The following is a 22534-nucleotide window of genomic DNA, read 5'->3' on the forward strand; positions in this document are numbered from 1 at the left end:
AAGAGCGCGTCTGGCCAGCGTCACCGGCCGGCCGGCCGGCCGGTCGATCGGCTTCGGCTAGCCGTACCTTCCTGGATCTGTCGCGTAGGCTTGTCTGTTCGTCCCTTGCCCGCGACCTGCCTGAGCCCTGGGCGTGGGGCCGCTTAGAAGCTGCGGCCCAGATTCATATACAGCGCTCGCTCGTCCTCGTCGTTGAAGCCGAAGCCGAAGTTAAGCGGCCCCAGCGGGGTGTCGTAACCGAGGAAGATGCTCGCGGCGTTGATGTAGCCGCTGTCGAAGGCATTGTCGTTGTTCCATACCCGGCCACGTTCCAACGATCCGCCCAGGTAAAGCGGAAAATCCAGCGGCTGGAATGCCCGCGGCGTCACGCGGCGGTAGTACACCGTGCGCGCCAGGCTGATGTTCTGCCCGGCCAGCGCATCCTGGCGAAAGCCCGACAGCTGGCGGGCACCACCGAGCAGGAAGCTCGAGGTCACCACTTCCGCATCATCCAGCGTGCGGCCGTAACGGCCGCCGAGCACCCAGGTATTGGCGTCGTGACTAAGCGCCTTGTCCAGCTTGATGTTCCATTGGCGGTAGCGCTGATCGGAGCTGAGGCTGGGGTCGTACTGGCGCATGGTCAGACGGATGTCTTCGCCCTCGCGCGGAAAGTCGATGTTGTCCAGGGTGTCGAACGAGTACTGCAGTTCGTAGTAACCCTCGGTGAAACTGAAATCGGGCAGATCACGCTCGCCAATCCGCACATCGGCCTCGCCCCAGGCCTGGCCGATGCCGAAGCGGATCTCGCCATTGTTGGCGATCTGTCGTCCGAGGTTGAGACCATAGCCGTAGCGTTGCAGGCGATACTCGGCGATCGGGTCATTGTCGAGGATGGACTCGACGTTCTGCGCCTCGACGAACAGATTCGGTGCGACGAACCAGCGGGAGCCGGCATCGAGCGGCTGGTAGAACTCGCTGTAGAGCTCCTGCCGATCCCCAAGCTGCAGGCGAGTCAGCCACTCGGCACCGAGCTCATTGATGCCATTCTTGCGATAGCTGGCCCCCAGATTGAACACGCTGTCGCCGCGGAAATCGTCAGACAGACTCAGGCCCAGGCGCAGGTAGTCCGTACCGGTGCGCTTCTCGCGAGCATTGATGACCAGTGTGTTACCGAGCTTGCCACGCTGGACGCGGTACTCGACGCGTTCGAAGTAATCCAGGCCGTAGAGCGTGCCCATGTCTTTCTGCAGATCCTCCAGATCCAGCGGCTCGCCGAGCGGCTGACGAATGTGGCGACGGATCACCGCGTCACTGACCTTGGAGTCGTTTTCCACGCGTATCGCGGTGATGATCGGCGTGCGCGGATCGCTGGAGCGCGCAAGGCTGAGGGCGGGGTTGCCGCCTGACGTCGCTCGCATCTCGGCCAGGCGCCCCTCCAACGCCAGGGTGGCGCGGTAGCCAGCATCGACCAGTTGCTCGGCGCGGGCGAAGTCGGTGGAGCCGTATGCGGCCAGGGGTGGCTGGATCAGCACGTCCTGCGGCTGCAGGGTGGCCAGCTGTGCCTCGGAGTTGCGGCGAGTCATCATCGTCGTGGTCTGGTTGAGTACATCGACCACGGTTAGCAGCTCCTTGCGCGGCTTGAGCGGCGTGCCGATGTCCACCACGATCAGGCGGTCGACGCCCATGTCGCGAGCCACATCCATGGGGATGTTATCGACCATACCTCCATCTACCAGCAGGCGATCGTCGATCTCCACAGGGGCGAATACTGCGGGGATCGACATGCTTGCACGGATCACCTGGGGCAGATGCCCGCGGCGGAAGATCACCTTCTCGTCGTTGGCGATATCGGTAGCAACCGCGCGGAAGGGGATCGGCAGCTGATCGAAGTCGCGGGTGTCGCTGGCGTGCACCAGCAGGCGCTCGAGCAGCAGCGCGAGATTCTGGCCCTGAATCACGCCCAGTGGCAGACCGAGGCTGCCGTCGTCACGAAAGCTGAGCTTCTGCTTGATGAGAAAATCGCGATCGTCCTGCTTGCGTCGGTAGGGAATATCCTGGCGTGGCGGATCGTCCGATAGAACCTGTTGCCAATCGAGTGTCAGCGCCAGGCGTTCGAGTTCGGCGACGCTGTAGCCTGCCGCGTAGAGCCCGCCAACCACCGCGCCCATGCTGGTTCCGGCGATGGCATCGATGCGCACCCCTTGCTCTTCCAGCGCCTTGAGCACGCCGACATGAGCGAGCCCGCGGGCGGCGCCGCCCGACAAGACCAGGCCGGTCTTCGGCTGGGCTGGTTCAGCGAACGAGCTAGGCAAGACAAGCAGAAACAGCAGGAGTACGAACAGGCGGAGCATGGCGGAACCGGAGGGGCGTGGAAAGGCGGCTATTATAGGCCGCCGTGAACCAGTGGGAGTCGCCGCCAATGAGCTCAAGCAAGCCGGAAATCGTCATCACTTATTGCACGCAGTGCCAGTGGCTGCTGCGTGCCGCCTGGCTCGCTCAGGAGTTGCTGTCGACCTTTGCCGATGACCTCGGGCGCGTCTGCCTGGTGCCAGCCACTGGCGGTACGTTCCATATCAGCTGCGATGGCGAGCAGATCTGGGAGCGTAAGCGTGATGGCGGCTTCCCAGAGGCGAAGGAGCTCAAGCAGCGTGTGCGTGACCGCATCGATCCGCAGCGCTCGCTGGGTCACAACGATCGCTGAGCGTCAGCTGGCGGGTTTCGTAGCGATGCTCGGCGGGCTTTTCAGGCGACTGGTGACGACGCTGGCGATGATGATCAAGGCGCCGCCCAGCAGCATTCGAAGTGTCGGCTGCTCGTTGAACAGCCACCAGGCGAAGGCGATGCCGTAGACCGGTTCGAGGGCGAATATCACCGAAGTGGTGCGCGCCTTCAGCACCCGCAGGCTGGCGACAAACAGGCTGTGCGCCAGCCCCGTGCAGAGCACGCCGAGCAAGGCCAGCCACAGCCAGTCCTGCGCGGGAATCGCAGGAATCGCCGACCAGCTGAATGGCAGCAGAGCGGCAAGGATCGCCAGGTTTTGCCAGAGCGCGGAGCGAACCGGATCGAGCCCTCGGGTCACGGCGCGATTGAGTAGCGACAGCAGGGCGAACAGCAGACCGGAGAGCACCCCGTAGAGCAATCCGGCGGTCGGCCCGCTGTTCAGGTCGAATGCTGGCGCGACCAGCAGCAGGCCGGCACAAACCAGCCCGACCATGGCGAACTCGACCGGGCGGGTGCGTTCGCGGAACAGCAGGCCTTCGAGCAGCACAGTGAAGGCCGGGAAGCTGGCGAAACCCAGGGTGGCGATGCCTACGCCGGCGATCTTCACGGCGATGAAAAAGGTCAGCCAATGGGCACCGAGCAGCAGGCCACCCAGTGCCAGGCCGCCGCGTTGTCGCCAGTTCGGGCTCGCCCCGCTGGGCCGCAGCAGCTGCGCGACGATCAGCAATGCCAGCACGGCGAACAGCGCGCGACCAAAGGTGATGATCAGCGCCGAGCTTTCGGCCAGTTTTCCTAGCACGCCGGAAAGGCCAAACATCAACGCGCCGAGGTGGATCGCCAGCAGAGCGTTACGCGGGGTCATTTGATGGTCGACCTGACGGAGGTGCAGGAGCGGGGCAGGCGAGACGGGAGTGCTGCGGGGGAGTTCATGGCTGCTCAGATTTAGTGATTTGCAGCCATGCTAGGACGACAGCCAAGGCTGTGTCTTTCGCGTCAGTCATCGGTTTTGTCGCGCAACTCGCGGCGCAACATACGGGGTGAGCGACCGTGCACGCGCACCAGTGCTGCGGTGAAGGCACTTTGCGATGCATAACCCACACGTGCGGCAATCTCTCCGACTGGCAACCGCGTGTCATGCAGCAAGGCTTCGGCGTGTTGCAAGCGGCGCTCTCGCACGTACTCCATGGGCGTTTTGCCGGTTTCGTGGAGGAAACGTGCATGCAGCCGCGCCACCGAACAGCCTGCAATATGGGCCAGGTCGGCGACCTGAAGTGGATGGGGCAGATGCTGGTCGATGAAAGCATCAACAGCCGCTAGTGGCAGGCCATGCCTGTCTCGCGGTGGTTGGTCCGTGTTGGCCAGACTGGCCAGCAACAGCGCGGTACCTTGCGCAGCGATCACCGAATCGTTGATCGGACTGCGCGCCAGCCAGGCGACCAGGCTCTGCTGTGCCGGAGCGAGACGCAGCGTATCCGGTCGGTCCAATAGCCGCAGGCTGCGCTCGGCGTGATGGCCAAGGTTTTCACGAACCCAGTTCTCGGAGGGAAGGTCCAGCACCAGGCAGTGGCTGCCGGAAGTGCTGGCACATGCGTGATGGGTGGCGGAGGGGATGACAACCAGGCTCTGTTCGTCGACGCAACTGGCGCGCCCGCCTATCTCGAATTCCAGCAGGCCCTTGAGCCCGAACACCAGCTGTGGGTGGTCGTGGCTGTGGGCGATGACGTCGTGGTGATAATTGCGCAGCGATAACATCTGGCGGCGGTCTCGAAGGCGGGCACATCGCTGGCGAGTGCTGTCAGTCGGCAGGCGGCCGGCGGGTCAGAAGATCAGAGGATAACCTTGTCGCGAAGTTTATCCGCGGCCTGCTGCAAAGCCTGGATGACGCGCTCCTTGTCGAAGTTCTGCACGCCGTTGGTGTCCAGGTACATGGAGAAACCCGGCAGCTCGTGCTCGACGAAACTGCAGGTGGCGCCCAGATCGCGGCGGAAGTCGACTACCTGATAGATCTGCACCGGGCGGGAGAAGCCCTTGACCGGAATCTGCCCCTTGTCACGGCACATGATCACGTCCTTGATCAGCGAGTACGTTTCATGGGAAACCAGAATCTCGCTGGCTTCGGCTGAGCTCTCCAGGCGACTGGCGAGGTTCACTTCGCGACCGATGATGGTGTAGTCCATGCGGGTGTCAGCACCGAAGTTGCCGACCGTGCAGTAACCGGTGTTGATGCCCATGCGAATTTCCATGGGTTTGGTGATGCCTTGGGCACGCCACTGCTGGCGCAGAACCTTCATGTGCTTGCGCATGGCAATCGCCATGGAGACTGCCGCTACGGCATCCTTTTTGGAGCCTTGGGTGCTCGGATCGCCAAAGAACACCATCACGCAATCGCCGACGAACTTGTCGATGGTGCCGCCGTACTTGAGGGCGATCTTCGACATTTCGTTGAGGTAGTTGTTGAGCAGATCGGTGAGCGCTTCGGCTTCCAGCTCCTCGGCGAGTTCGGTGAAGCCCTTGATATCGGAAAAGAACACAGTCAGACGCTTGCGCTGGGTTTCCAGGCGAACGCTGCGCTTGCCCGTGAAGATCGATTCCCACACCTGCGGCGAAAGGTATTTGGCCAGGTTGCGCGCCAATCGGGCGGCCTTGGCCTGTTCCGTTTCGATTTCCTTGCGGGCAATCGCCAAGCGCAGACCTTGTTGGTGAACGAAGTAGGCGGTCGCGCAGACGTACAGGGTGGTGAAGAGGATGCTCACCAGCGAGACCAGCGGCGGTGTGGTGCCCTGGTATTCCATCGGTATGGCAAGGAGTGTCAGGCCTGTCCCGGCGGCGGCGCAGATCAGCGCCATCAGCAGGTTGCGCAGGCTGCCGATCACCAGAGCGCTGAAGCTGAGCGTCAGTAGAAACATCAGGCTGGGCACGATCGAGAAACCGAGCAGCGCTACGCCGGCACCTGCATTCAATGCGTCCAGGCAGAGCAGAACCTGCGAGGTACGCTCGGGATGGTCGCGTTTGAATCGATAGCTCAGGTGATAGGCAAGGTGCGGATAGAGCAGGGCATACGGCACCATCCACAACAGGTCCATCGAGAAATACTGGGTGTAGGTACCAGCGGCAAGCGTCGCGGCGCAGATCAGATAGGCGAGCACACGCGAGTAGTACTCGCGCAATGGGCGAGTAGCGAGGCCGTTGCGGCGCTCAACCGTGGTGGAAGTCATGTATGCGTACGATCCCTGGTAATTTGTCGACGCCTTCTCTAGGCGCCTTGCAGACTCACGCGAGCGCTATCCGTCCGCGGCAAAGGCAGTGGCGGAGAACACGCATTCGGCATGCAGTCTCGCCGTCACGCGGTGGCTTGGAACTGCCGGCTCGCATGACAGCCGACAGATCATAACCAAGCCGCGCCCCATCGCCAAACCAGAGGGTGGAAAACAGGCGTAACGCCCGTCGGATATGCTGCTGCCTTCTCAGAAGCGGATACGGCCGGTCAGCATGTCCTTGAACATGACCCAGTCGCCGAGAAAGCTGTACAGCGGATACTGAAATGTCGCTGGGCGATTCTTCTCGAAGATGAAGTGCCCGATCCAGGCGAAGCCATACCCGGCCACCGGCATGGCGAGCAGCCAGAGCCACTGCTGGGTGAACACTGCATAACCCAGAATGGCCAGCACCAGGAGGCTGCCGATAAAGTGCAGGCGTCTGCAGGTAGGGTTGCGGTGCTCGGCCAGGTAGAACGGGTAGAAGTCGGCAAAGCGGGTAAAGCGTTCGGCGGTTTGCGTACTCATGGCTTACCTCCTGTTATTGTCGGGGCCAGATTAAGCACCTCAGACCTTTCGCGTCAGTGACAATCACGGCCAGTTTAGTAGCCTTGAATGCAGATGACCGACCTCCAGAAGAACAACAACCTCATGATCGTACGCACCACTTCCTCGAGCTGGGCGCAGGGCATCGTGCAGAGCCTGGAATCGGCAGGGGTCGATTGCCGCCAGCTGTTCGGCGAACTTGGCCTTGATTATTCGGCCCTGAACGATCCCGATGCGCGTTTTGCGCAAGACGACATGACCCGCCTGTGGCAGCGTGCGGTGGCAGTTTCCGGCAATCCCGCGATCGGACTGGACATGGCGCGCCAGGTGCGTCCCGCTGCGCTGAACGTCGTTGGCTATGCGTTGATGTCCAGCTGCAATCTGAAGGAAGGTTTCGCCCGGCTGGTGCGTTATCAGCGGATCATCGCCGAAGGGGCCGACCTGGATTTCCAGCCCTGTGCAGAAGGGTATCGGCTGAGCCTGACGATCCTCGGCGACCGATTGCCCCCGGCTCGACAAAGCGCTGAAGGCTCGCTGGCGGGGTGTCTGACGTTCTGCCGTTGGCTGAGCGGCACGATGCTGCGGCCGTTGGAGGTGAGTTTTCAGGGACCGGCACCGGACGATCTCGAGCCCTACCGGCAACTGTTCCAGGCGCCGCTGCGCTTCGATGCGCAGCGCTATGCGCTGCTGTTCCGTCAGGCCGACGTCGAAATGCCCTTGCCGACTGCCAACGAGGCGCTGGCGCAGCTGCACGATCGTTTCGCTGGTGAGTACCTTTCACGATTCGCCGACACTCGGGTGCTGCATCGCACACGGCAGATTCTGTGTCGGCTGCTACCCCAGGGCGAACCCCGACGCGAGATCGTTGCGCAGGCATTGTGTCTGTCCGAGCGCACCCTGCAGCGGCGCCTGCAGGAGGAGGGGAGCACCTTTCAGCAACTGCTCGACGATACCCGTCGCGACCTGGCCGTCCAGCATCTGGCTCAGCCGGATCTTGCACCACTGGAAATTGCCTATCTGCTGGGCTTTGCCGACCCGAGCAATTTCTACCGTGCGTTCAAGCGCTGGTTCGGCATGACGCCTGGCGAGTACCGTCTGGCTGCGCGATCCCGACTCTAGGAACCAGCGTGCATGGGCGTAGCCTTAGCTACAGCAGATCGGGTATTGATATGCGCCTTTTCAAGTAGCGGAGACACCCAATTGGCTAGCAGCCTCCTCGCGTTGATTGACGATATTGCCAGCGTGCTTGACGACGTGTCGGTCATGACCAAGGTCGCGGCGAAGAAGACCGCCGGTGTGCTGGGCGATGATCTTGCCCTCAATGCCCAGCAGGTAACCGGCGTAAAGGCCAACCGCGAACTGCCGGTGGTCTGGGCGGTGGCCAAGGGATCGTTTCGCAACAAGGCGATTCTGGTACCGGCTGCATTGTTGATCAGTGCCTTCCTGCCGTGGGCGATCACGCCCTTGCTGATGCTCGGGGGCGCCTTTCTCTGTTACGAGGGCTTCGAAAAACTGGCGCACCGCTTTCTGCGCAAGGATCACGGCGAGCATGACGAGACGGTGAAGGCGCTTGCCGACCCTTCGGTAGACATGGTCGCGTTCGAGAAGAAAAAGATCAGCGGCGCGGTGCGCACCGACTTCATCCTGTCTGCCGAAATCATCGCCATCACCCTCGGCACGGTCGCCGCGGCGTCATTCAGCCAGCAGGTGCTGGTGCTGGTCGGCATCGCCATTCTCATGACGGTGGGCGTCTATGGCTTGGTCGCCGCCATCGTCAAACTCGACGATCTTGGCCTGGCGCTGAGCAAACGGGCCAGTGGCGTGGCCAGTGCCGTTGGGCGCGGCATTCTGAGCGTCGCGCCCTGGCTGATGAAGTCGCTGTCGGTCATCGGCACCGCGGCAATGTTCATGGTCGGTGGCGGCATCCTCACCCACGGCATCCGCGCCGTGCATCATTTCATCGAGAGCAGCGCGCATGACGCCCTCGGGCTGCCTTACGTCGGGGCGGTGCTCGGCGGACTGCTGCCAACGCTGCTCGATGCCGCGTTCGGCATCGTCGCAGGCGGTGTGGTGCTGGCTCTGGTGACACTTGGCGGCCGGCTGTTCAAACGCGGCTCAGGAGCTGCAGCCTGATCAGTGACGCCAGAATGCCGGGGTCAGCAAGACCAGGACGGTGATGATCTCCAATCGACCCAGCAGCATGCCGATCGACAGTAACCATTTGGCGGTGTCGGGCAGCGTGGAGAAGTTGCCCGCCGGGCCAATGATCTCGCCCAGTCCCGGGCCGACGTTGCAGACGGCAGTCGCCGCGCCGGTGAGCGCGGTGATCGGATCCAGCCCGAGCAGCGCCAGGCACAGCGCCAGTACGCCGATGGTCATGGTGATGAAGAAAGAGAAGGTGAGAATCGAGCGGACGATTTCTTCGTCGAGATTGTGCCCGTTGTACTGCTGACGGATTACGGCGCGGGGGTGAATCAGCTGCTTGAAGTTGGCCCGCAGCAGCGAATAGGCAACCTGAAAGCGGAACATCTTCAGCCCGCCGGACGTCGAGCCCGAGCAGCCGCCGACGAAGGTGAGATAGAAGAACGCCATGACGGCGAAGCCGCCCCACTGGGTGTAGTCGTCCACCGCAAAGCCGGTGGTGGTGACCACCGATACCACGCTGAACGTGACAATGCGCAGGGCATCCAGCGCGGGAATATCGTTGTTCAACCAGTACCAGCCGCTGAACAGCAGGCTGGTGATGGCAAGCATCATCACGAAGCCTCGTACCTGCTGGTCCCTGAATAACGCCGTGTGATGGCCACGCAGCGTCATCACATACAGGGTGAACGGCAGGCTGCCAAGCAGCATGAAGAAGATCGCGACCCAGTGCGCGGATGGACCGAACTTGCCCATCGATGCATCGGAGGTGGAGAAGCCGCCCGTGGCGACCGTCGACATCGCATGGTTGATGGCATCGAAGATGCTCATGCCCGTCAGGAGGAACGCCACGAATGCCGCGATGGTGAAGGTCACATAGATGACCAGCAGGTACTGACCGGCAACGTGCGAGCGTGGCATCACCTTCTCGGACCAGTCCGACGACTCGGTCTGGAACAGCCGCATGCCGCCGACGCGCAGCAGCGGCAGGATCGCGATCGCCATGCCGATGAAGCCGATACCGCCCAGCCAATGCAGCAGCGAGCGCCACATGAGCAGCCCCGGGGACGCGCTGTCGAGTCCCGAGAGTACTGTGGCGCCGGTGGTGGTGATGCCCGACATGGTTTCGAAGAAGGCATCCGAATAGCTGATGTGCTGTATCAGCATCAGTGGCAAGGCGGCGAAACAGCAGACCACTACCCAGCTGATCGTGGTCAGGAAGTACATGTCACGCGGTCGCAGGTTGGTGTTGGCCGGTCGACCCGGCGCGACCAGGGCGAAGCCGCAGGAGAAGGTGATCAGGCTGCCCCAGATGAATGCCTGCAGGTCATCGGTGCGTTCGAACGCCAGTAGGGTCAGCATCGGAATGATCATGCTGACGGCCAGGGTAATCAGGAAAATGCCGAGGATGAAACCGATTATGCGTAACGTCGGCAAGGCCATGTAGAGGGTGCTCGGCACGGTGAAAGAGGGCGGACATTCTACTCGCGTCGCTCCGCCAGTAAACCGCCCGACGGCTGGTTGAAAAATGTTTTCTCGGCAGCCGCGGCGCCTCTTCCCAAGCGCAGCGGCATGAATAGAATAGCCGCCCGGGCGCCGGCCCATTCCGGTCTCTGGGTGTTCACCTGCCATGTCCATCGAAAATCCCTGCCTCACGTGCGGCGCTTGCTGCGCGTACTTTCGTGTGTCCTTCTATTTTGGTGAATGCGTATCGGCTGGCGGCGCGGTTCCGGATCATCTGACGGTCCAGGTTTCGCCATTTCATGTGGCCATGCTCGGCACCGACAGCAAGCCCGCCCGCTGTGTTGGCCTGCTGGGCGACGTAGGTTGCGGGGTTCGTTGCAGCATGTACGAACAGCGATCCAGTACCTGTCGCGAGTTCGAGGCCTCCTGGGAGAATGGCGAGCACAAACCGCACTGCGATGCGGCGCGGGCGGCACATGGGTTGCCGCCGCTGGTGCCACCGTTGCAACCGCAGCTGTCTCCGGATCGCGTGGCCTGAGCATCAGACCGGATCAAGTGCCGGCCATCACTCGCGATACAGCGGCAACACCCTCTAGAATGTCCGACCGCCTTAGGAGGTAATGGATGGACGCTCTGGACCTGTTGCTCAATCGCGTATCGGTCACTCGCCTGTGCGAGCCAGCCCCCGATGCCGCTCAACTCGATCTGCTCTTCCGCTCGGCGTTACGCGCGCCGGATCACGGCCAACTGCATCCCTGGCGCTTTCTGACCATCGAGGGCGACGCGCGACACAAGCTCGGTGAGCTGTTTGCCGCCGCCTTGCAATTGCGTAACCCGGAAGCCTCCGAAGAGGCCTTGCAGAAAGCGCGCAACATGCCGCTGCGTGCGCCGATGCTGATCGTGGTGATTGCGAGCCTCAAGGCGCACCCGAAAGTGCCCGACGGCGAGCAGTTGCTCGCTGCAGGATGTGCAGCCCATGGCCTGCTGCTGGCTGGGCACGCCCAGGGTATCGGTGCGGTGTGGCGCACCGGTGAGTTTGCCTACGACCCTCATGTACTCGAGGGGCTGGGTTTGCGCGAGCAGGAGCACGTGCTCGGCTTCCTGTATCTCGGAACACCCGAAGGACGGGTGCGCACGGCGCCGGTGCTCGACCCGCAGGCCTTCGTTGCTGGCTGGGATGGTCAACCCGGTATCTGAAGGCTTTGGCCTTGGGCCGAATCGTCTGCCAGCGGCAGACGCAGACTGGCAACAAAGCCGCCGTCGGGATGGTTGGTCAGCTCCAGTTGTCCACCATGCCGCTCGGCTGCGCGGCGGGCGATGGCCAGTCCGAGGCCATGCCCGGCAGCCGTCTGCCCAGGCGCGCGGAAGAAGGGCTCGCTGAGTTGCAGTAGATGCTTGTCGGCGACTCCTGGGCCGTGGTCGCGCACGCTGAGTACCACCTCGTTTCCTTCGCGCTGCGCATGCAGCTCCACGGGTACACCCTCTGGGTTGAAGCGCAGGGCATTGCGCAACAGGTTGTCCAGCGCCCGTTCCAGCATGTCCGTCCAGCCAATCAGGCGAAGCCCGGGTTGTACCCGGCTGTCGATGCGCTGATTCGGGGCGATGATGCGGGCGTTGTCTTCCAGTTGTTCAAACATTGCTGGCAGATCGACGCCCGTTGCGGTGCCTGGCTCGGCATCCAGGCGCGAGAGTTCGAGAATCTCGCTGATCAGGGCTTCCAGTCGGTCGCACTCCTTGGCCAGGCGCGGCCAGATCACTTCGCGCTCGCTCGGACTGGCGCGCTCGGCGAGTGCCTGGGCTATGCGCAGGCGCGCCAGGGGGGAGCGCAGCTCGTGGGACACATCGCGCAACAGCTGACGCTGGCTGCTGATCAGCGCCTGCAAGCGCGCGCCCATACGGTTGAAGTCGCTGGCCAGTAGGCCAAGCTCGTCGCGGCGGGTCGCCAGGCGGGCCAGAGATTGCTGTTGATAGCTGGTTTGCCCCAGGTCATGCACCGCCCGGCGCAGTCGATCCAGCGGGCGGGTTATCGATAGCGTCAGTAGCAGGCTGAAGCCGGTGAGCACCACCAGGGCGATGCCCAATGCGCTCAGCGGCCACGCCAGGCTGCCTCGGTGCCAGGCTTGCAGCTCGGGATGCGGAATGCGGTAAATGAACAGATAGGTTTCACCGCTGGTGGGGCTGGTGTAATCAGCGGTCAGGCGCCGCCAGGGTAGCTGGCGCTCGCGATTCTGATGGCGTGCCTCGAAAGCGGCGGCGCGCGCGGGAAAGGTGCCGCGAATGATCGGCTGACCGTTTTCGGCGAGTACCTGCACATCGACGCGCGAGCGATGCCGGTGCTGTTCGAGCAGACGCTGCGCGGCCACGGGGCCTTGGCGCTCGTAGACTTCCGTCCATGTTTCGGCAAGACCTTGCAGGGCCGGGTGACGACCGAGAATCCAGGCGTCCTGGTTCAACGCATGGCCAAGCAGCATCGCCAGGCCGGCAACCAGCGCGATGGCCAGCCAGAATGTCGCGAGAATGCGCCAGAACAGTGATCGCACAGGTCTCTCCACGGCAAAGCCCGGCCAGCTTCCGTCCAGCGTTGCGTACGCTGGCGGAAACTGGCCGGGCAGGTTTCAGGAAAGCCCGGGATCAGTTCTTCTGATCGCGTTCGGCTTTCCATTCAAGGAATTCGGCACGCTCGGCGCGCTTTTCTTCCATCTTCTTCATGCCTTCGTCGAAGGCTTGTTGCTGCTCGGGCTTGAGCAGGGCTCGCATGCTCTGGTGGGTCGTTTCCCGACTGGCGTCCAGATCCTTCTGCATGGCCTTGCGCTCGGCTTCAGGCAGCTTGTCGAGATAGCGCTGGGTGATTTCCTGGCGCTGCTTCATCTGCTCGCCCATCAGCTTGCGCATTTCGCGCTGTTGCTCTTTGGTCAGGTCCAGGCCGTGAAACATGTGTGGGGCGCGCTTGCCCGCATGCTGACCGTCCTGCATGCCACCAGGCATGGCTACGGCGAGGGCTGGCAGGGCGGCGGCGAACAGTAGGGCTACGAGTGATTTGCGCATCTGAATACTCTCCTGGATATGGGACACCGGCCGTGCCGCAGCATGATCTGATTGCTGGCGGCGGGCTGTGACCGGATGAGCTCAGTCTATGCAGGGCAAGGTCAAGCGCGGTCAGCCCAGGGTAAAGCCTCGGTAAAGACGGTCAGACAGCGTAAAGGTAGCCACGGCTGCGCAGCGCCACGATGCGCGGGTTGCCGTCGGCGTGGGGGCCGAGCTTGCGGCGCAGGTTGCTGACGTGCATGTCCAGGCTGCGGTCGTAGAGGGTGAGCTTGCGCCCCAGTGCGTGCTGGGCCAGGGCCTGTTTGTCCATCGGCTCGCCGGGTTGCGCCAGCAGCGCCTCGAGAATGCGGCCCTCCGACAACGTCAGGCTGACCTCGGCACCGCCGACACTGGCTATGCCGCGCGCTGGGCTGTAGCAGAGATCGCCGAGTTCGACCTGACTCGGCGTCGCCGTCGGCTGGCTACGGCGCAGAACGGCACGCAGGCGCGCGGTAAGTTCGCGCGGGTCACAGGGCTTGGCAAGGTAATCGTCGGCGCCGAGTTCCAGACCCAGAATGCGATCCAGCGGTTCGCCACGGCCGGAAAGCATCAACACCGGCAGCTGCGGATGCTCGCTACGCAGCTGTTTGAGCAGCTCCAGGCCGCTGCCATCGGGGAGCATCACGTCCAGGACCACCGCTGCCGGTTGGTGCTCTGCAAGTGCCTGGCGCGCACTTTTGCCATCGTGGCAGGCGTGGGCGACGAAGCCTTCCTGAGCCAGCCAGCTGATCAGCAGCTCGCAGAGCTCCTGGTCGTCGTCGATAAGCAGTAGTTCACTCATGTCGGCTCGATTGATCAGTTGAGCCATTGGCGCCGGCGGCGACCGCGCGAGACCAGCAGGCCCAGGGTAAAACTGACGACACCGACTGCACCGCCCACGGCAAACCATTGCTGCTGATCGTTCAGCAGTACCGGCATCGCTTTCGCCTGCTCGGTTTGCAACTGCAGGCGCAGGCGCCGGTTTTCTTCGCGCAGGCGCAGCAGCAATGCTTGGGTAGTGTCGGCACCCGGCGTCGCGGCCTGAGGTTCAGGGGCGACTTCCATCCCTTCGAAGTCGATGAGCTCACTGGATTCGACCGCTGGAACGTAGGGTTCCGGTGCCGCTTCCTCGGCGTGTAGCACGGGGGCGAGTAGTGTCAGGGCAAGCAGCAGGGAGAGCGGTCGTTGACGCATCGGAACTCCTATTTCCTTACGAGGCCGTGGAGCGCCAACGGCCGGGGCAGAATCGCTATTCCCTGCTGTGTCGGCTCAGGGCAGTACTTTCTTGAACGGCTTGACCACTACGTTCGCGTAAACACCCGCGACTATATAGGGATCGGCATCGGCCCACTGCTGTGCCGCTTCCAGAGAGTCGAACTCTGCGACAACCAGGCTGCCGCTGAAACCCGCTTCGCCCGGGTCGTTGCTGTCGATGGCCGGGTGCGGACCGGCGAGCACCAGGCGACCTTCATTCTTCAGCTGTTCCAGGCGTGCCAGGTGGGCCGGGCGGGTAGCGAGACGGTCTTGCAGGGAGTTCGGGGCGTCAGTGGCGATAACGGCGTACAGCATGGTCGGTCCTCGTTCGCGTGGATTGCGGGTGTAGCGGTAGAAAAGCTAAGCGCATGCATGTTGGCGGCAGCAGCGTTGCCGGCGGCGCTAGTACGGACGCGTTGCGTTGCGTTGCCTGCCGTGCAGCGCGGCATCATAGCAAACGGCGCTTGTGGCGGAAGTGGCACGCTTGTTCGGGACGCAGGTAGACCGCACGGTGAACGGGATCAGCGGTCGAAGCAGGAACAAGTTTGCAGGCAGCGGCGCTGTGCCGAAGGCGCGTATGCAAGCCAAAGCCTCGGCGCGGCGTTAGACTAGCCGGCCGTTTGCACGTGAGCGCCTGTTTGTTCGGGCCGGTAAAACGCCAAACGCCACGGCTCACGGTTGTTTTTTCTCGAGGTCTCAGCACCTCACTGGAGTGCGTTACTAGATGATTGTCGATCTGCATTGCCACAGCACCGCCTCGGATGGCGCGCTGGCACCTGCCGTTGTGGTAGAACGCGCTCATGCGCGGGGCATCCGGTTGCTGGCACTCACCGACCACGACACGGTGGACGGTCTTGCCGAGGCGCGGAGCACAGCACAGAGGCTGGGCATGCAGCTGGTCAACGGCATCGAGCTGTCGTGTCTATGGAACGGGGCTACCATTCATGTATTGGGCTATGCGTTCGACGCCGAGGCACCGGCGTTGCAGCAGTCGATCGCGCAGTTGCACGAGGGGCGCTGGCGCCGCGCCGAGCTGATTGCTCAGCGGCTTGAGGCGAAGGGGATGCCCGGTGCGCTCGAAGGAGCCCGCGCGGTCCAGCAGGAACTCGGCGATAGCGGTAACGCACCGGCGCGGCCGCACTTCGCCGATTTCCTGGTACGCGCCGCTCATGTGCGTGACCGCGCCGAGGCGTTCCGCAAGTGGCTGGGCTCGGGCAAGCTCGGTGATGTCAAGCAGCACTGGCCGAGCCTTGAGCAGACGGTGCAGACCTTGCGCGACTCCGGTGCCTGGATCAGCCTGGCGCACCCCTGGCAATATGATTTCACGCGCAGCAAGCGGCGCCGACTGGTCGTCGATTTCGCCCAGGCTGGCGGTCATGCGCTGGAAGTGGTTAATGGCATGCAGCCGCTGGAACAGGTCGGCGGTCTGTCCACGCTGGTACGAGAGCTGGGCCTGATGGCCACGGTTGGCAGTGATTTCCATGCGCCCGGCGACTGGTCGGAGCTTGGGCTGTACCGCAGCTTGCCGGAAGACCTGTCGCCGCTTTGGAGACATTTCGATCATGAGCGCCGCACATCTGCTGCCAGCTGAACAGGGAGTTTCCATGAGCCAGTTTTTTCAGATCCACCCGGATAACCCCCAGCCACGCCTGATCAAACAGGCCGTGGAAATCATCCGCAAGGGCGGCGTGGTGGTGTACCCGACCGATTCCAGTTATGCCGTCGGTTGCTCGATGGGCAACAAGGCAGGCATCGAGCGCATCCGTCGCCTGCGCCAGCTGGACGACAAGCACAACTTCACCCTGGCCTGTCGCGATCTGTCGCAGCTGGGGCTGTTCGCCAAGGTCGATACCGCGGCCTTCCGCCTGCTCAAGGCTCATCTGCCGGGGCCGTACACCATCATCCTGTCGGCCACCCGCGAAGTGCCACGCATGTTGCTGCACCCCAAGCGGCGCACCATCGGCCTGCGTGTGCCGGCGCAGCCAATCGCCCAGGCACTGCTGGAGGAACTCGGTGAGCCGCTGATGAGCGTCAGCCTGATCCTGCCCGGGCAGGAACTGCCGATGAGCGATCCGTACGAGATGCGCGATGCGCTGGAGCATCAGGTAGACCTGATCATCGATGGCGGTTACGGTGGCGTCGAGGCATCGACGGTGGTCAGCCTGGTCGACGATCAACCCGAGGTAGTGCGGGTCGGTTGTGGCGATCCGGCACCCTTTATGGCCTGAGGCTGAAAGGCAGCGTGCCCGTACACTATCAACTAAGGACACCCTTTTGAGCTCCATGGATTCGCAGCGGCGCGTGGTTTCCGGTATGCGCCCGAGTGGCCGGCTTCACCTCGGCCACTACAACGGCGTGCTGAAGAACTGGGTCAAACTGCAGCACGAGTACGAGTGTTTCTTCTGCATCGTCGACTGGCACGCGCTGACCACCGACTACGAAAACTCCGGCGAAATCTCGCAGAACATCATGGATATGGCGGTGGACTGGCTGGCCGCAGGCGTCAGTCCGAGTTCCGCAACGCTATTCATCCAGTCACAGGTGCCGGAGCACGCCGAGCTGCACCTGCTGCTGTCGATGATCTGCCCACTGGGCTGGCTCGAGCGGGTGCCGTCCTACAAGGAGTTGCAGCAGAATCTGCAGCACAAGGATCTGGATACCTACGGCTTCCTCGGCTATCCGCTGCTGCAGGCGGCGGACATCCTGATCTATCGTGCCGGGCTGGTGCCGGTTGGTGCCGACCAGCTGCCACATATCGAATTCGCCCGCGACGTCGCGCGGCGCTTCAACCATCTGTATGGGCGCGAAGCGGATTTCGAGGACAAGGCCGAAGCGGCGATCCGCAAGCTCGGCAAGAAGACCTCGCGGCTCTATGTCAGCCTGCGCAAGAGCTATCAGGAGCAGGGTGACGTCGACGCGCTGAACACCGCGCGCGCCATTATCAAGGAACAGCAGACCATCACCATCGGCGATCAGGAGCGCCTTTACGGCTATCTGGAAGGCTGCGGCAAGCTGCTGCTGCCTGAGCCACAGGCGCTACTGGGCGAGTCGCCGAAGATCTCCGGGCTCGACGGCGGCAAGATGGCCAAGTCGAACAGCAACGCCATTTACCTGCGCGACACGCCGAACGAGATCGAGGAGAAGATCCGTCGCATGCCCACCGATCCGGCACGCGTACATCGCAGCGACCCGGGTGAACCCACGCGCTGCCCGGTCTGGCAAATGCATCTGGTGCACTCCGCTCAGGATGTCTGCCAATGGGCCGAACAGGGCTGTCGCAGCGCCGGTATCGGCTGCCTGGAGTGCAAGGCGCCGCTGATCGACTCGATCAAGTCGGACCTGGCGCCGTTGCAGGAACGCGCGCTGGACTACGAGCAGAACCCCGATCTGGTTCGCAGCATCCTCGCCGAAGGCGCTGAACACGCGCGTGACGAAGCCCGTGAGACGCTGATCGAAGTTCGTCAGGCGATGGGCCTGAATTACCGCTGACGCGCGCCCGCAGCCTCTGAGGATGTCCATGCAGCAAACCGAGTCCCCCAGTCCCGAAGCGCTCCAGCCCGGCGAGCAGCTACGCCTGGCGCTGGTCTATGGCGAGGCGGTGACCGAGTTGCCGCTGGACCTCTACATCCCGCCGGATGCGCTGGAAGTCTTTCTCGAAGCGTTCGAAGGCCCGCTGGATCTGCTGCTCTACCTGATCCGCAAGCAGAACATCGACATCCTCGATATTCCGGTCGCCGAGATCACCCGGCAGTACATGGGCTACGTCGAGCTGATGAAATCGGTGCGCCTGGAGCTGGCCGCCGAGTATCTGGTGATGGCCGCGATGCTCGCCGAGATCAAGTCACGCATGCTGCTGCCGCGCTCGGCGGAGGTCGCCGAGGAAGAAGACGATCCGCGCGCGGAGCTGATCCGCCGGCTGCAGGAGTACGAGCGTTTCAAGGCCGCCGCCGAAGACATCGACGAGCTGCCGCGGGTCGGCCGCGACCTGCAGGTGCCGCGTCTCGATGCGCCCGAGGCCCGGGCGCGCAAGCTGCTTCCGGAAGTCAGTCTGGAAGAGCTGCTGGTGTCGATGGCCGAAGTGCTGCGCCGCGCCGATATGTTCGAGAGTCACCAGGTCACCCGCGAAGCGCTGTCGACCCGCGAGCGCATGAGCGAGGTGCTCGAACGCTTGAAGAATGGTGGCTTCGTTCCCTTCGTAGCGCTGTTCCGCATCGAGGAAGGGCGCCTCGGCGTGGTGGTGACCTTCATGGCCGTGCTCGAACTGATCAAGGAGTCGCTGGTCGAGCTGGTGCAGAACGAGCCCTTTGCGCCGATCCATGTGCGCAGCCGTACCGAATAGGCATTTGCAGGAGTCAATCGTGGACCTGTCCGATCCCAAGGATCTCGCTTCGCTGCTCGAAGCCTTTCTGCTCGCATCCGGCAAACCGCTATCCCTGGAGCGCCTGGGCGAGCTGTTCGAGGAAAACGAACGGCCGTCATCGGCGCAGCTGAAAAAAGCGCTCGAGGTGCTGGAAAAATCCTGCAAGGGCCGCGCCTTCGAACTCAAGGAGGTCGCCAGTGGTTACCGCCTGCAGGTGCGTCAGCGCTTTTCGCCGTGGGTCGGTCGGCTCTGGGAAGAGCGTCCGCAGCGTTACTCCCGCGCGATGCTGGAAACCCTGGCGCTGATCGCCTATCGACAGCCGATCACCCGTGGTGAGATCGAGGACATCCGCGGCGTCGCGGTTAACAGTCAGATCGTCAAGACACTGCTGGAACGCGAGTGGGTTCGTGTGGTGGGCCATCGTGACGTGCCGGGTCGGCCGGCGATGTTCGCCACGACCCGGCAGTTCCTCGACCATTTCAACCTGAAGAACCTCGATGAGCTGCCGCCGCTCGCCGTGCTGCGCGAAATGGAGCCCGAGTTGCGGCCGATACTCGACGATGAGGACGCTCCGGTGCCCGTCGCCTTGCAGGCGCGGGCCGACGAGGTGGCCGACGAGGAGGCGGCGCCGCTGCGTGAGCAGACCAGCTTCCGCAGCCTGCTGGCCGAACTCGACGGCATGGAGCAGGGCCTGAAGACCGACTTCGACGATCTGCTCGAAGCGCAAGCCTCGGACATCGATCCCGACGAGGAACAGTCGAGCCCCTGAGTGCGGCTATCGCGGGATGCCGAGCGCGTCTCGCTGCGAACGCTCGCCCGAGGCGCCCGCACTGTCTGGCTGCACGTCGCGCGCAACCATTGGCCTTGCGTCCTGTCCGAACGCCAACCGACTCCGGATGGTTTATGGTTGTCGAAGAACAAAATTCCGCAGCAGGAGAGACGCATGCACCCGCGAGTTCTGGAAGTCACCGAGCGCCTGGTCGAGCGCAGCCGCAAGACCCGCGAGCGCTATCTGGCGATGATGGCCGCCGCCGCTAGTGAAGGCCCGCAGCGAGGTGGGTTGCAATGCGCCAACTTCGCCCATGGCGTCGCCGGCTGCAATTCTCCCCAGGACAAGCAGAGTCTGCGCCTGATGAACGCGGCGAATGTCGCAATCGTTTCCGCATACAACGACATGCTGTCGGCGCATCAGCCCTACGAGCATTTTCCGGAAATGATTCGCCAGGCGCTGCGCGAGATCGGTTCGGTCGGCCAGTTCGCTGGCGGCGTGCCGGCCATGTGCGATGGCGTGACCCAGGGCGAGGCGGGCATGGAGATGAGCCTGGCCAGTCGCGAAGTGATCGCCATGAGCACCGCCGTTGCGCTGTCGCACAACATGTTCGATGCCGCGCTGATGCTCGGCATCTGCGACAAGATCGTACCGGGCCTGATGATCGGCGCGCTGCGCTTCGGCCATCTGCCGACCATCTTCGTGCCGGGTGGGCCGATGCCCTCGGGGATTCCCAACAAGGCGAAGGCCGAGGTGCGCCAGCGCTATGCCGAGGGCAAGGCCAGCCGCGAGGAGCTGCTGGAATCGGAGATGAAGTCCTATCACAGCCCCGGCACCTGCACCTTCTACGGCACCGCCAACACCAACCAGGTGGTGATGGAGATCATGGGCCTGCATCTGCCGGGCTCATCGTTCGTCAACCCCTACACGCCGCTGCGCGATGCGCTGACTCGCGAAGCGGCGCAGCAGGTCACGCGCCTGACCCATCAGGCCGGCAACTACACGCCGCTGTGTCAGGTGGTCGACGAGAAATCCATCGTCAACTCGGTGGTCGCGCTCAACGCCACCGGTGGTTCGACCAACCACACCCTGCATATCCCGGCGTTCGCCCGCGCCGCTGGCATCCAGCTGACCTGGCAGGACATGGCCGATCTTTCCGAGGTGGTGCCGACGCTGGCCAAGGTCTACCCCAACGGTCAGGCCGACGTGAACCATTTCCACGCCTGTGGCGGAGTGCCGTTCATGGTGCGCACGCTGCTCGACGCCGGGTTGTTGCACGAGGACGTGCACACCGTGGTCGGCAAAGGCCTGCGCCGCTACATCCAGGAACCGTTCCTCGACGGTGACAGGCTGGTCTGGCGCGACGGCCCGACGCAGAGTCTCGATGAGAGCATCCTGCGTCCGGCGGAGCGGCCGTTTTCGCCGGAAGGCGGATTGCGCGTGCTGGAGGGCAACCTCGGTCGCGGCGTGACCAAGATTTCCGCCGTGGCACCCGAGCACCGTGTAGTCGAGGCGCCGGCGCGGGTATTCATCGATCAGAGCGAGCTGGCGGCGGCGTTCAAGGCCGGCGAGCTGGAGCGCGATTTCATTGCCGTGGTGCGTTTCCAGGGGCCGAAAGCCAATGGCATGCCCGAACTGCACAAGCTCACGCCATTCCTCGGTGTGCTGCAGGACCGAGGCTACAAGGTGGCGCTGGTCACCGACGGGCGCATGTCCGGTGCGTCGGGCAAGGTGCCGGCGGCCATTCACGTCTGCCCCGAGGCGCTGGACGGCGGGCCGCTGGCGCGGGTGCGCGATGGCGACATCCTCCGCGTCGACGGCGAAAGCGGAGAGCTGCTGGCGTTGGTCGACCCCGTCGAGTGGGGCGCGCGGGAACCGGCGATTCGCCCAGAAGACATGGGCATCGGTTGCGGCCGTGAGCTGTTCGCCTTCATGCGCGCCTCGTTCAGTACGGCAGAGCAGGGCGCCAGTGCCTTCACCGAGAGCCTGGAGGCGCTCAGATGAGCACTGCGCTGGTTGGAGATATTGGCGGTACCAATGCACGTTTCGCCCTCTGGCGTGATCAGCGCATCGAGCAGATTCGCGTGCTCCCCACCGCGGACTACGCGAGCCCGGAGTTGGCGATTCGCGCCTATCTGCGTGAAGTCGACCAGCCGCTGGAAGCGCTCGAGGCGGTCTGCCTGGCCTGTGCCGGGCCGGTGGGCGGCGATCTGTTTCGCTTCACCAACAACCATTGGCAGCTGAGCCGCGAAGCCTTCTGCCGCGAGCTGGGCGTGAAGGAGCTGTTGCTGATCAACGACTTCACCGCCATGGCCCTCGGTATGACGCGGTTGCACGACGGTGAGCGCATCACGGTTTGCCAGGGCGAGCCTGAACCAGGACGCCCGAGGCTGGTCATAGGGCCCGGCACCGGGCTTGGCGTTGCGGGATTGTTGCCGTTGTCGGGCGGCGGATGGCGCGCGTTGCCCGGAGAGGGCGGGCATATCTGCCTGCCGATCGGCAGCGAGCGCGAAGCGGCAATCTGGGCGCATCTGCATCGTTCGCTCGGCCATGTGAATGCCGAAGCGGTGCTAAGCGGCCCGGGGCTGCTGACGCTCTACCGCGCCTGCTGTGCGCTGGACGGGCAGCAGGTGGAGTTCGATTCGCCTGCGGGTATCACCAAGGCCGCGCTGGCGGGCGACGCCTACGCGATGGCGGTGCTGGAACAGTTCTGTCGCTGGCTGGGGCGTATCGTCGGCGACAACGTGCTGACCCTCGGCGCCCGTGGCGGCGTTTACATCGTCGGTGGCGTAGTGCCGCGTTTCGCCGAGATGTTCCTGCGCAGCGGTTTCAGCGAGGCGCTGCGCGAGAAGGGGCAGATGAGCCGCTATTTCGATCGCCTGCCAGTATGGCTGGTGACCGCGCCGTATCCGGGCCTGGAAGGCGCGGGCGTGGCATTGCAACCGTTGTTGGAGGGAGCCTAGGCTGCGACATGGCGGGTCG

23 protein-coding genes are annotated in these 22534 nt (G+C 63.5%); 12 read left to right on the plus strand and 11 right to left on the minus strand.

Going from position 1 to position 22534, the window contains the following annotated elements:
* Window positions 1-143 precede the first annotated feature (143 nt).
* Window positions 144-2330: a patatin-like phospholipase family protein gene (locus tag BHD08_RS19545; RefSeq protein ID WP_125024439.1), complete on the minus strand. Its 2187-nt coding sequence runs from the start codon at window positions 2328-2330 to the stop codon at window positions 144-146.
* A gap of 68 nt (window positions 2331-2398) precedes the next feature.
* On the opposite strand from BHD08_RS19545, the gene BHD08_RS19550 reads away from it, so the two are divergent.
* On the plus strand, window positions 2399-2680 hold the full coding sequence (locus tag BHD08_RS19550; RefSeq protein ID WP_125024441.1) for a SelT/SelW/SelH family protein: 282 nt from the start codon (window positions 2399-2401) through the stop codon (window positions 2678-2680).
* Window positions 2681-2683: 3 nt separating this feature from the next.
* Here BHD08_RS19550 and BHD08_RS19555 read toward each other — a convergent pair whose 3' ends face one another.
* The 4 genes from BHD08_RS19555 to BHD08_RS19570 form a co-directional block, all read right to left on the minus strand.
* Complete coding sequence (locus BHD08_RS19555; protein ID WP_125024443.1) at window positions 2684-3562, minus strand: DMT family transporter; 879 nt, start codon at window positions 3560-3562, stop codon at window positions 2684-2686.
* 131 nt (window positions 3563-3693) lie between these two features.
* A complete protein-coding gene (locus tag BHD08_RS19560; protein ID WP_125024445.1) occupies window positions 3694-4452 on the minus strand; it encodes an AraC family transcriptional regulator in 759 nt (252 codons plus the stop codon).
* A gap of 74 nt (window positions 4453-4526) precedes the next feature.
* Window positions 4527-5915 (minus strand): adenylate/guanylate cyclase domain-containing protein, encoded by a 1389-nt coding sequence (locus BHD08_RS19565; RefSeq protein ID WP_125024447.1) that lies wholly within the window; start codon window positions 5913-5915, stop codon window positions 4527-4529.
* Between the two features lie 249 nt (window positions 5916-6164).
* A complete protein-coding gene (locus tag BHD08_RS19570) occupies window positions 6165-6482 on the minus strand; it encodes an Mpo1-like protein (protein ID WP_125024449.1) in 318 nt (105 codons plus the stop codon).
* Window positions 6483-6605: 123 nt separating this feature from the next.
* Between BHD08_RS19570 and BHD08_RS19575 the strand changes: the two genes are divergently transcribed.
* Both BHD08_RS19575 and BHD08_RS19580 read left to right on the plus strand, forming a co-directional pair.
* Window positions 6606-7619, plus strand: a complete 1014-nt coding sequence (locus tag BHD08_RS19575) for an AraC family transcriptional regulator (protein WP_125024603.1) — start codon at window positions 6606-6608, stop codon at window positions 7617-7619.
* Window positions 7620-7700: 81 nt separating this feature from the next.
* Complete coding sequence (locus BHD08_RS19580; protein WP_125024451.1) at window positions 7701-8633, plus strand: DUF808 domain-containing protein; 933 nt, start codon at window positions 7701-7703, stop codon at window positions 8631-8633.
* Here the strand turns inward: BHD08_RS19580 and BHD08_RS19585 are convergent, their stop codons facing one another.
* Window positions 8634-10085 carry a TrkH family potassium uptake protein gene (locus BHD08_RS19585; protein ID WP_015276723.1) on the minus strand — a complete coding sequence of 484 codons (1452 nt, stop codon included), beginning with the start codon at window positions 10083-10085 and terminating at the stop codon, window positions 8634-8636.
* A gap of 187 nt (window positions 10086-10272) precedes the next feature.
* Between BHD08_RS19585 and BHD08_RS19590 the strand changes: the two genes are divergently transcribed.
* Together BHD08_RS19590 and BHD08_RS19595 are read left to right on the plus strand one after the other, a co-directional pair.
* Entirely contained in the window at window positions 10273-10644 is a 372-nt protein-coding gene (locus tag BHD08_RS19590) for a YkgJ family cysteine cluster protein (protein ID WP_015276724.1), read from the plus strand.
* An 86-nt stretch (window positions 10645-10730) separates the two neighbouring features.
* Entirely contained in the window at window positions 10731-11303 is a 573-nt protein-coding gene (locus BHD08_RS19595) for an NAD(P)H nitroreductase (protein WP_125024453.1), read from the plus strand.
* On the opposite strand, the gene BHD08_RS19600 is transcribed toward BHD08_RS19595, so the two are convergent.
* The 5 genes from BHD08_RS19600 to BHD08_RS19620 all read right to left on the minus strand — a co-directional run bounded on the left by BHD08_RS19600 (window position 11288) and on the right by BHD08_RS19620 (window position 14738).
* Window positions 11288-12646: a cell wall metabolism sensor histidine kinase WalK gene (locus BHD08_RS19600; protein ID WP_125024455.1), complete on the minus strand. Its 1359-nt coding sequence runs from the start codon at window positions 12644-12646 to the stop codon at window positions 11288-11290. The genes BHD08_RS19595 and BHD08_RS19600 overlap by 16 nt on opposite strands.
* A 91-nt stretch (window positions 12647-12737) precedes the next feature.
* The gene (locus BHD08_RS19605; RefSeq protein ID WP_125024458.1) at window positions 12738-13151 is read right to left on the minus strand and encodes a Spy/CpxP family protein refolding chaperone; all 414 of its coding nucleotides are present in this window, start codon (window positions 13149-13151) and stop codon (window positions 12738-12740) included.
* Between the two features lie 142 nt (window positions 13152-13293).
* Window positions 13294-13971, minus strand: coding sequence for a response regulator transcription factor (locus BHD08_RS19610; RefSeq protein ID WP_015276728.1), 678 nt, complete (start codon window positions 13969-13971; stop codon window positions 13294-13296).
* Between the two features lie 14 nt (window positions 13972-13985).
* Window positions 13986-14363, minus strand: a complete 378-nt coding sequence (locus BHD08_RS19615) for a hypothetical protein (protein ID WP_125024460.1) — start codon at window positions 14361-14363, stop codon at window positions 13986-13988.
* 75 nt (window positions 14364-14438) lie between these two features.
* Complete coding sequence (locus BHD08_RS19620) at window positions 14439-14738, minus strand: YciI family protein (protein WP_125024462.1); 300 nt, start codon at window positions 14736-14738, stop codon at window positions 14439-14441.
* A gap of 409 nt (window positions 14739-15147) precedes the next feature.
* Here BHD08_RS19620 and BHD08_RS19625 point away from each other — a divergent pair, with 409 nt between their 5' ends.
* The 7 genes from BHD08_RS19625 to BHD08_RS19655 all read left to right on the plus strand — a co-directional run bounded on the left by BHD08_RS19625 (window position 15148) and on the right by BHD08_RS19655 (window position 22515).
* Window positions 15148-16014, plus strand: coding sequence for a PHP domain-containing protein (locus BHD08_RS19625; RefSeq protein WP_125024464.1), 867 nt, complete (start codon window positions 15148-15150; stop codon window positions 16012-16014).
* Window positions 16015-16027: 13 nt separating this feature from the next.
* Window positions 16028-16651: an L-threonylcarbamoyladenylate synthase gene (locus tag BHD08_RS19630; protein WP_015276732.1), complete on the plus strand. Its 624-nt coding sequence runs from the start codon at window positions 16028-16030 to the stop codon at window positions 16649-16651.
* A 55-nt stretch (window positions 16652-16706) separates the two neighbouring features.
* The gene (locus tag BHD08_RS19635) at window positions 16707-17912 is read left to right on the plus strand and encodes a tryptophan--tRNA ligase (RefSeq protein ID WP_177412703.1); all 1206 of its coding nucleotides are present in this window, start codon (window positions 16707-16709) and stop codon (window positions 17910-17912) included.
* 151 nt (window positions 17913-18063) lie between these two features.
* Window positions 18064-18762 carry a ScpA family protein gene (locus BHD08_RS19640; RefSeq protein WP_177412704.1) on the plus strand — a complete coding sequence of 233 codons (699 nt, stop codon included), beginning with the start codon at window positions 18064-18066 and terminating at the stop codon, window positions 18760-18762.
* Between the two features lie 19 nt (window positions 18763-18781).
* Entirely contained in the window at window positions 18782-19552 is a 771-nt protein-coding gene (gene scpB / locus BHD08_RS19645) for an SMC-Scp complex subunit ScpB (protein ID WP_125024468.1), read from the plus strand.
* Between the two features lie 174 nt (window positions 19553-19726).
* A complete protein-coding gene (gene edd, locus BHD08_RS19650) occupies window positions 19727-21556 on the plus strand; it encodes a phosphogluconate dehydratase (RefSeq protein WP_125024470.1) in 1830 nt (609 codons plus the stop codon).
* Window positions 21553-22515 (plus strand): glucokinase, encoded by a 963-nt coding sequence (locus tag BHD08_RS19655; protein WP_125024473.1) that lies wholly within the window; start codon window positions 21553-21555, stop codon window positions 22513-22515. Before edd ends, BHD08_RS19655 begins: the two co-directional genes overlap by 4 nt.
* Window positions 22516-22534: the final 19 nt, after the last annotated feature.

The organism is Pseudomonas sp. SCT (assembly GCF_003864275.1).
Classification (GTDB): domain Bacteria; phylum Pseudomonadota; class Gammaproteobacteria; order Pseudomonadales; family Pseudomonadaceae; genus Stutzerimonas; species Stutzerimonas stutzeri_AE.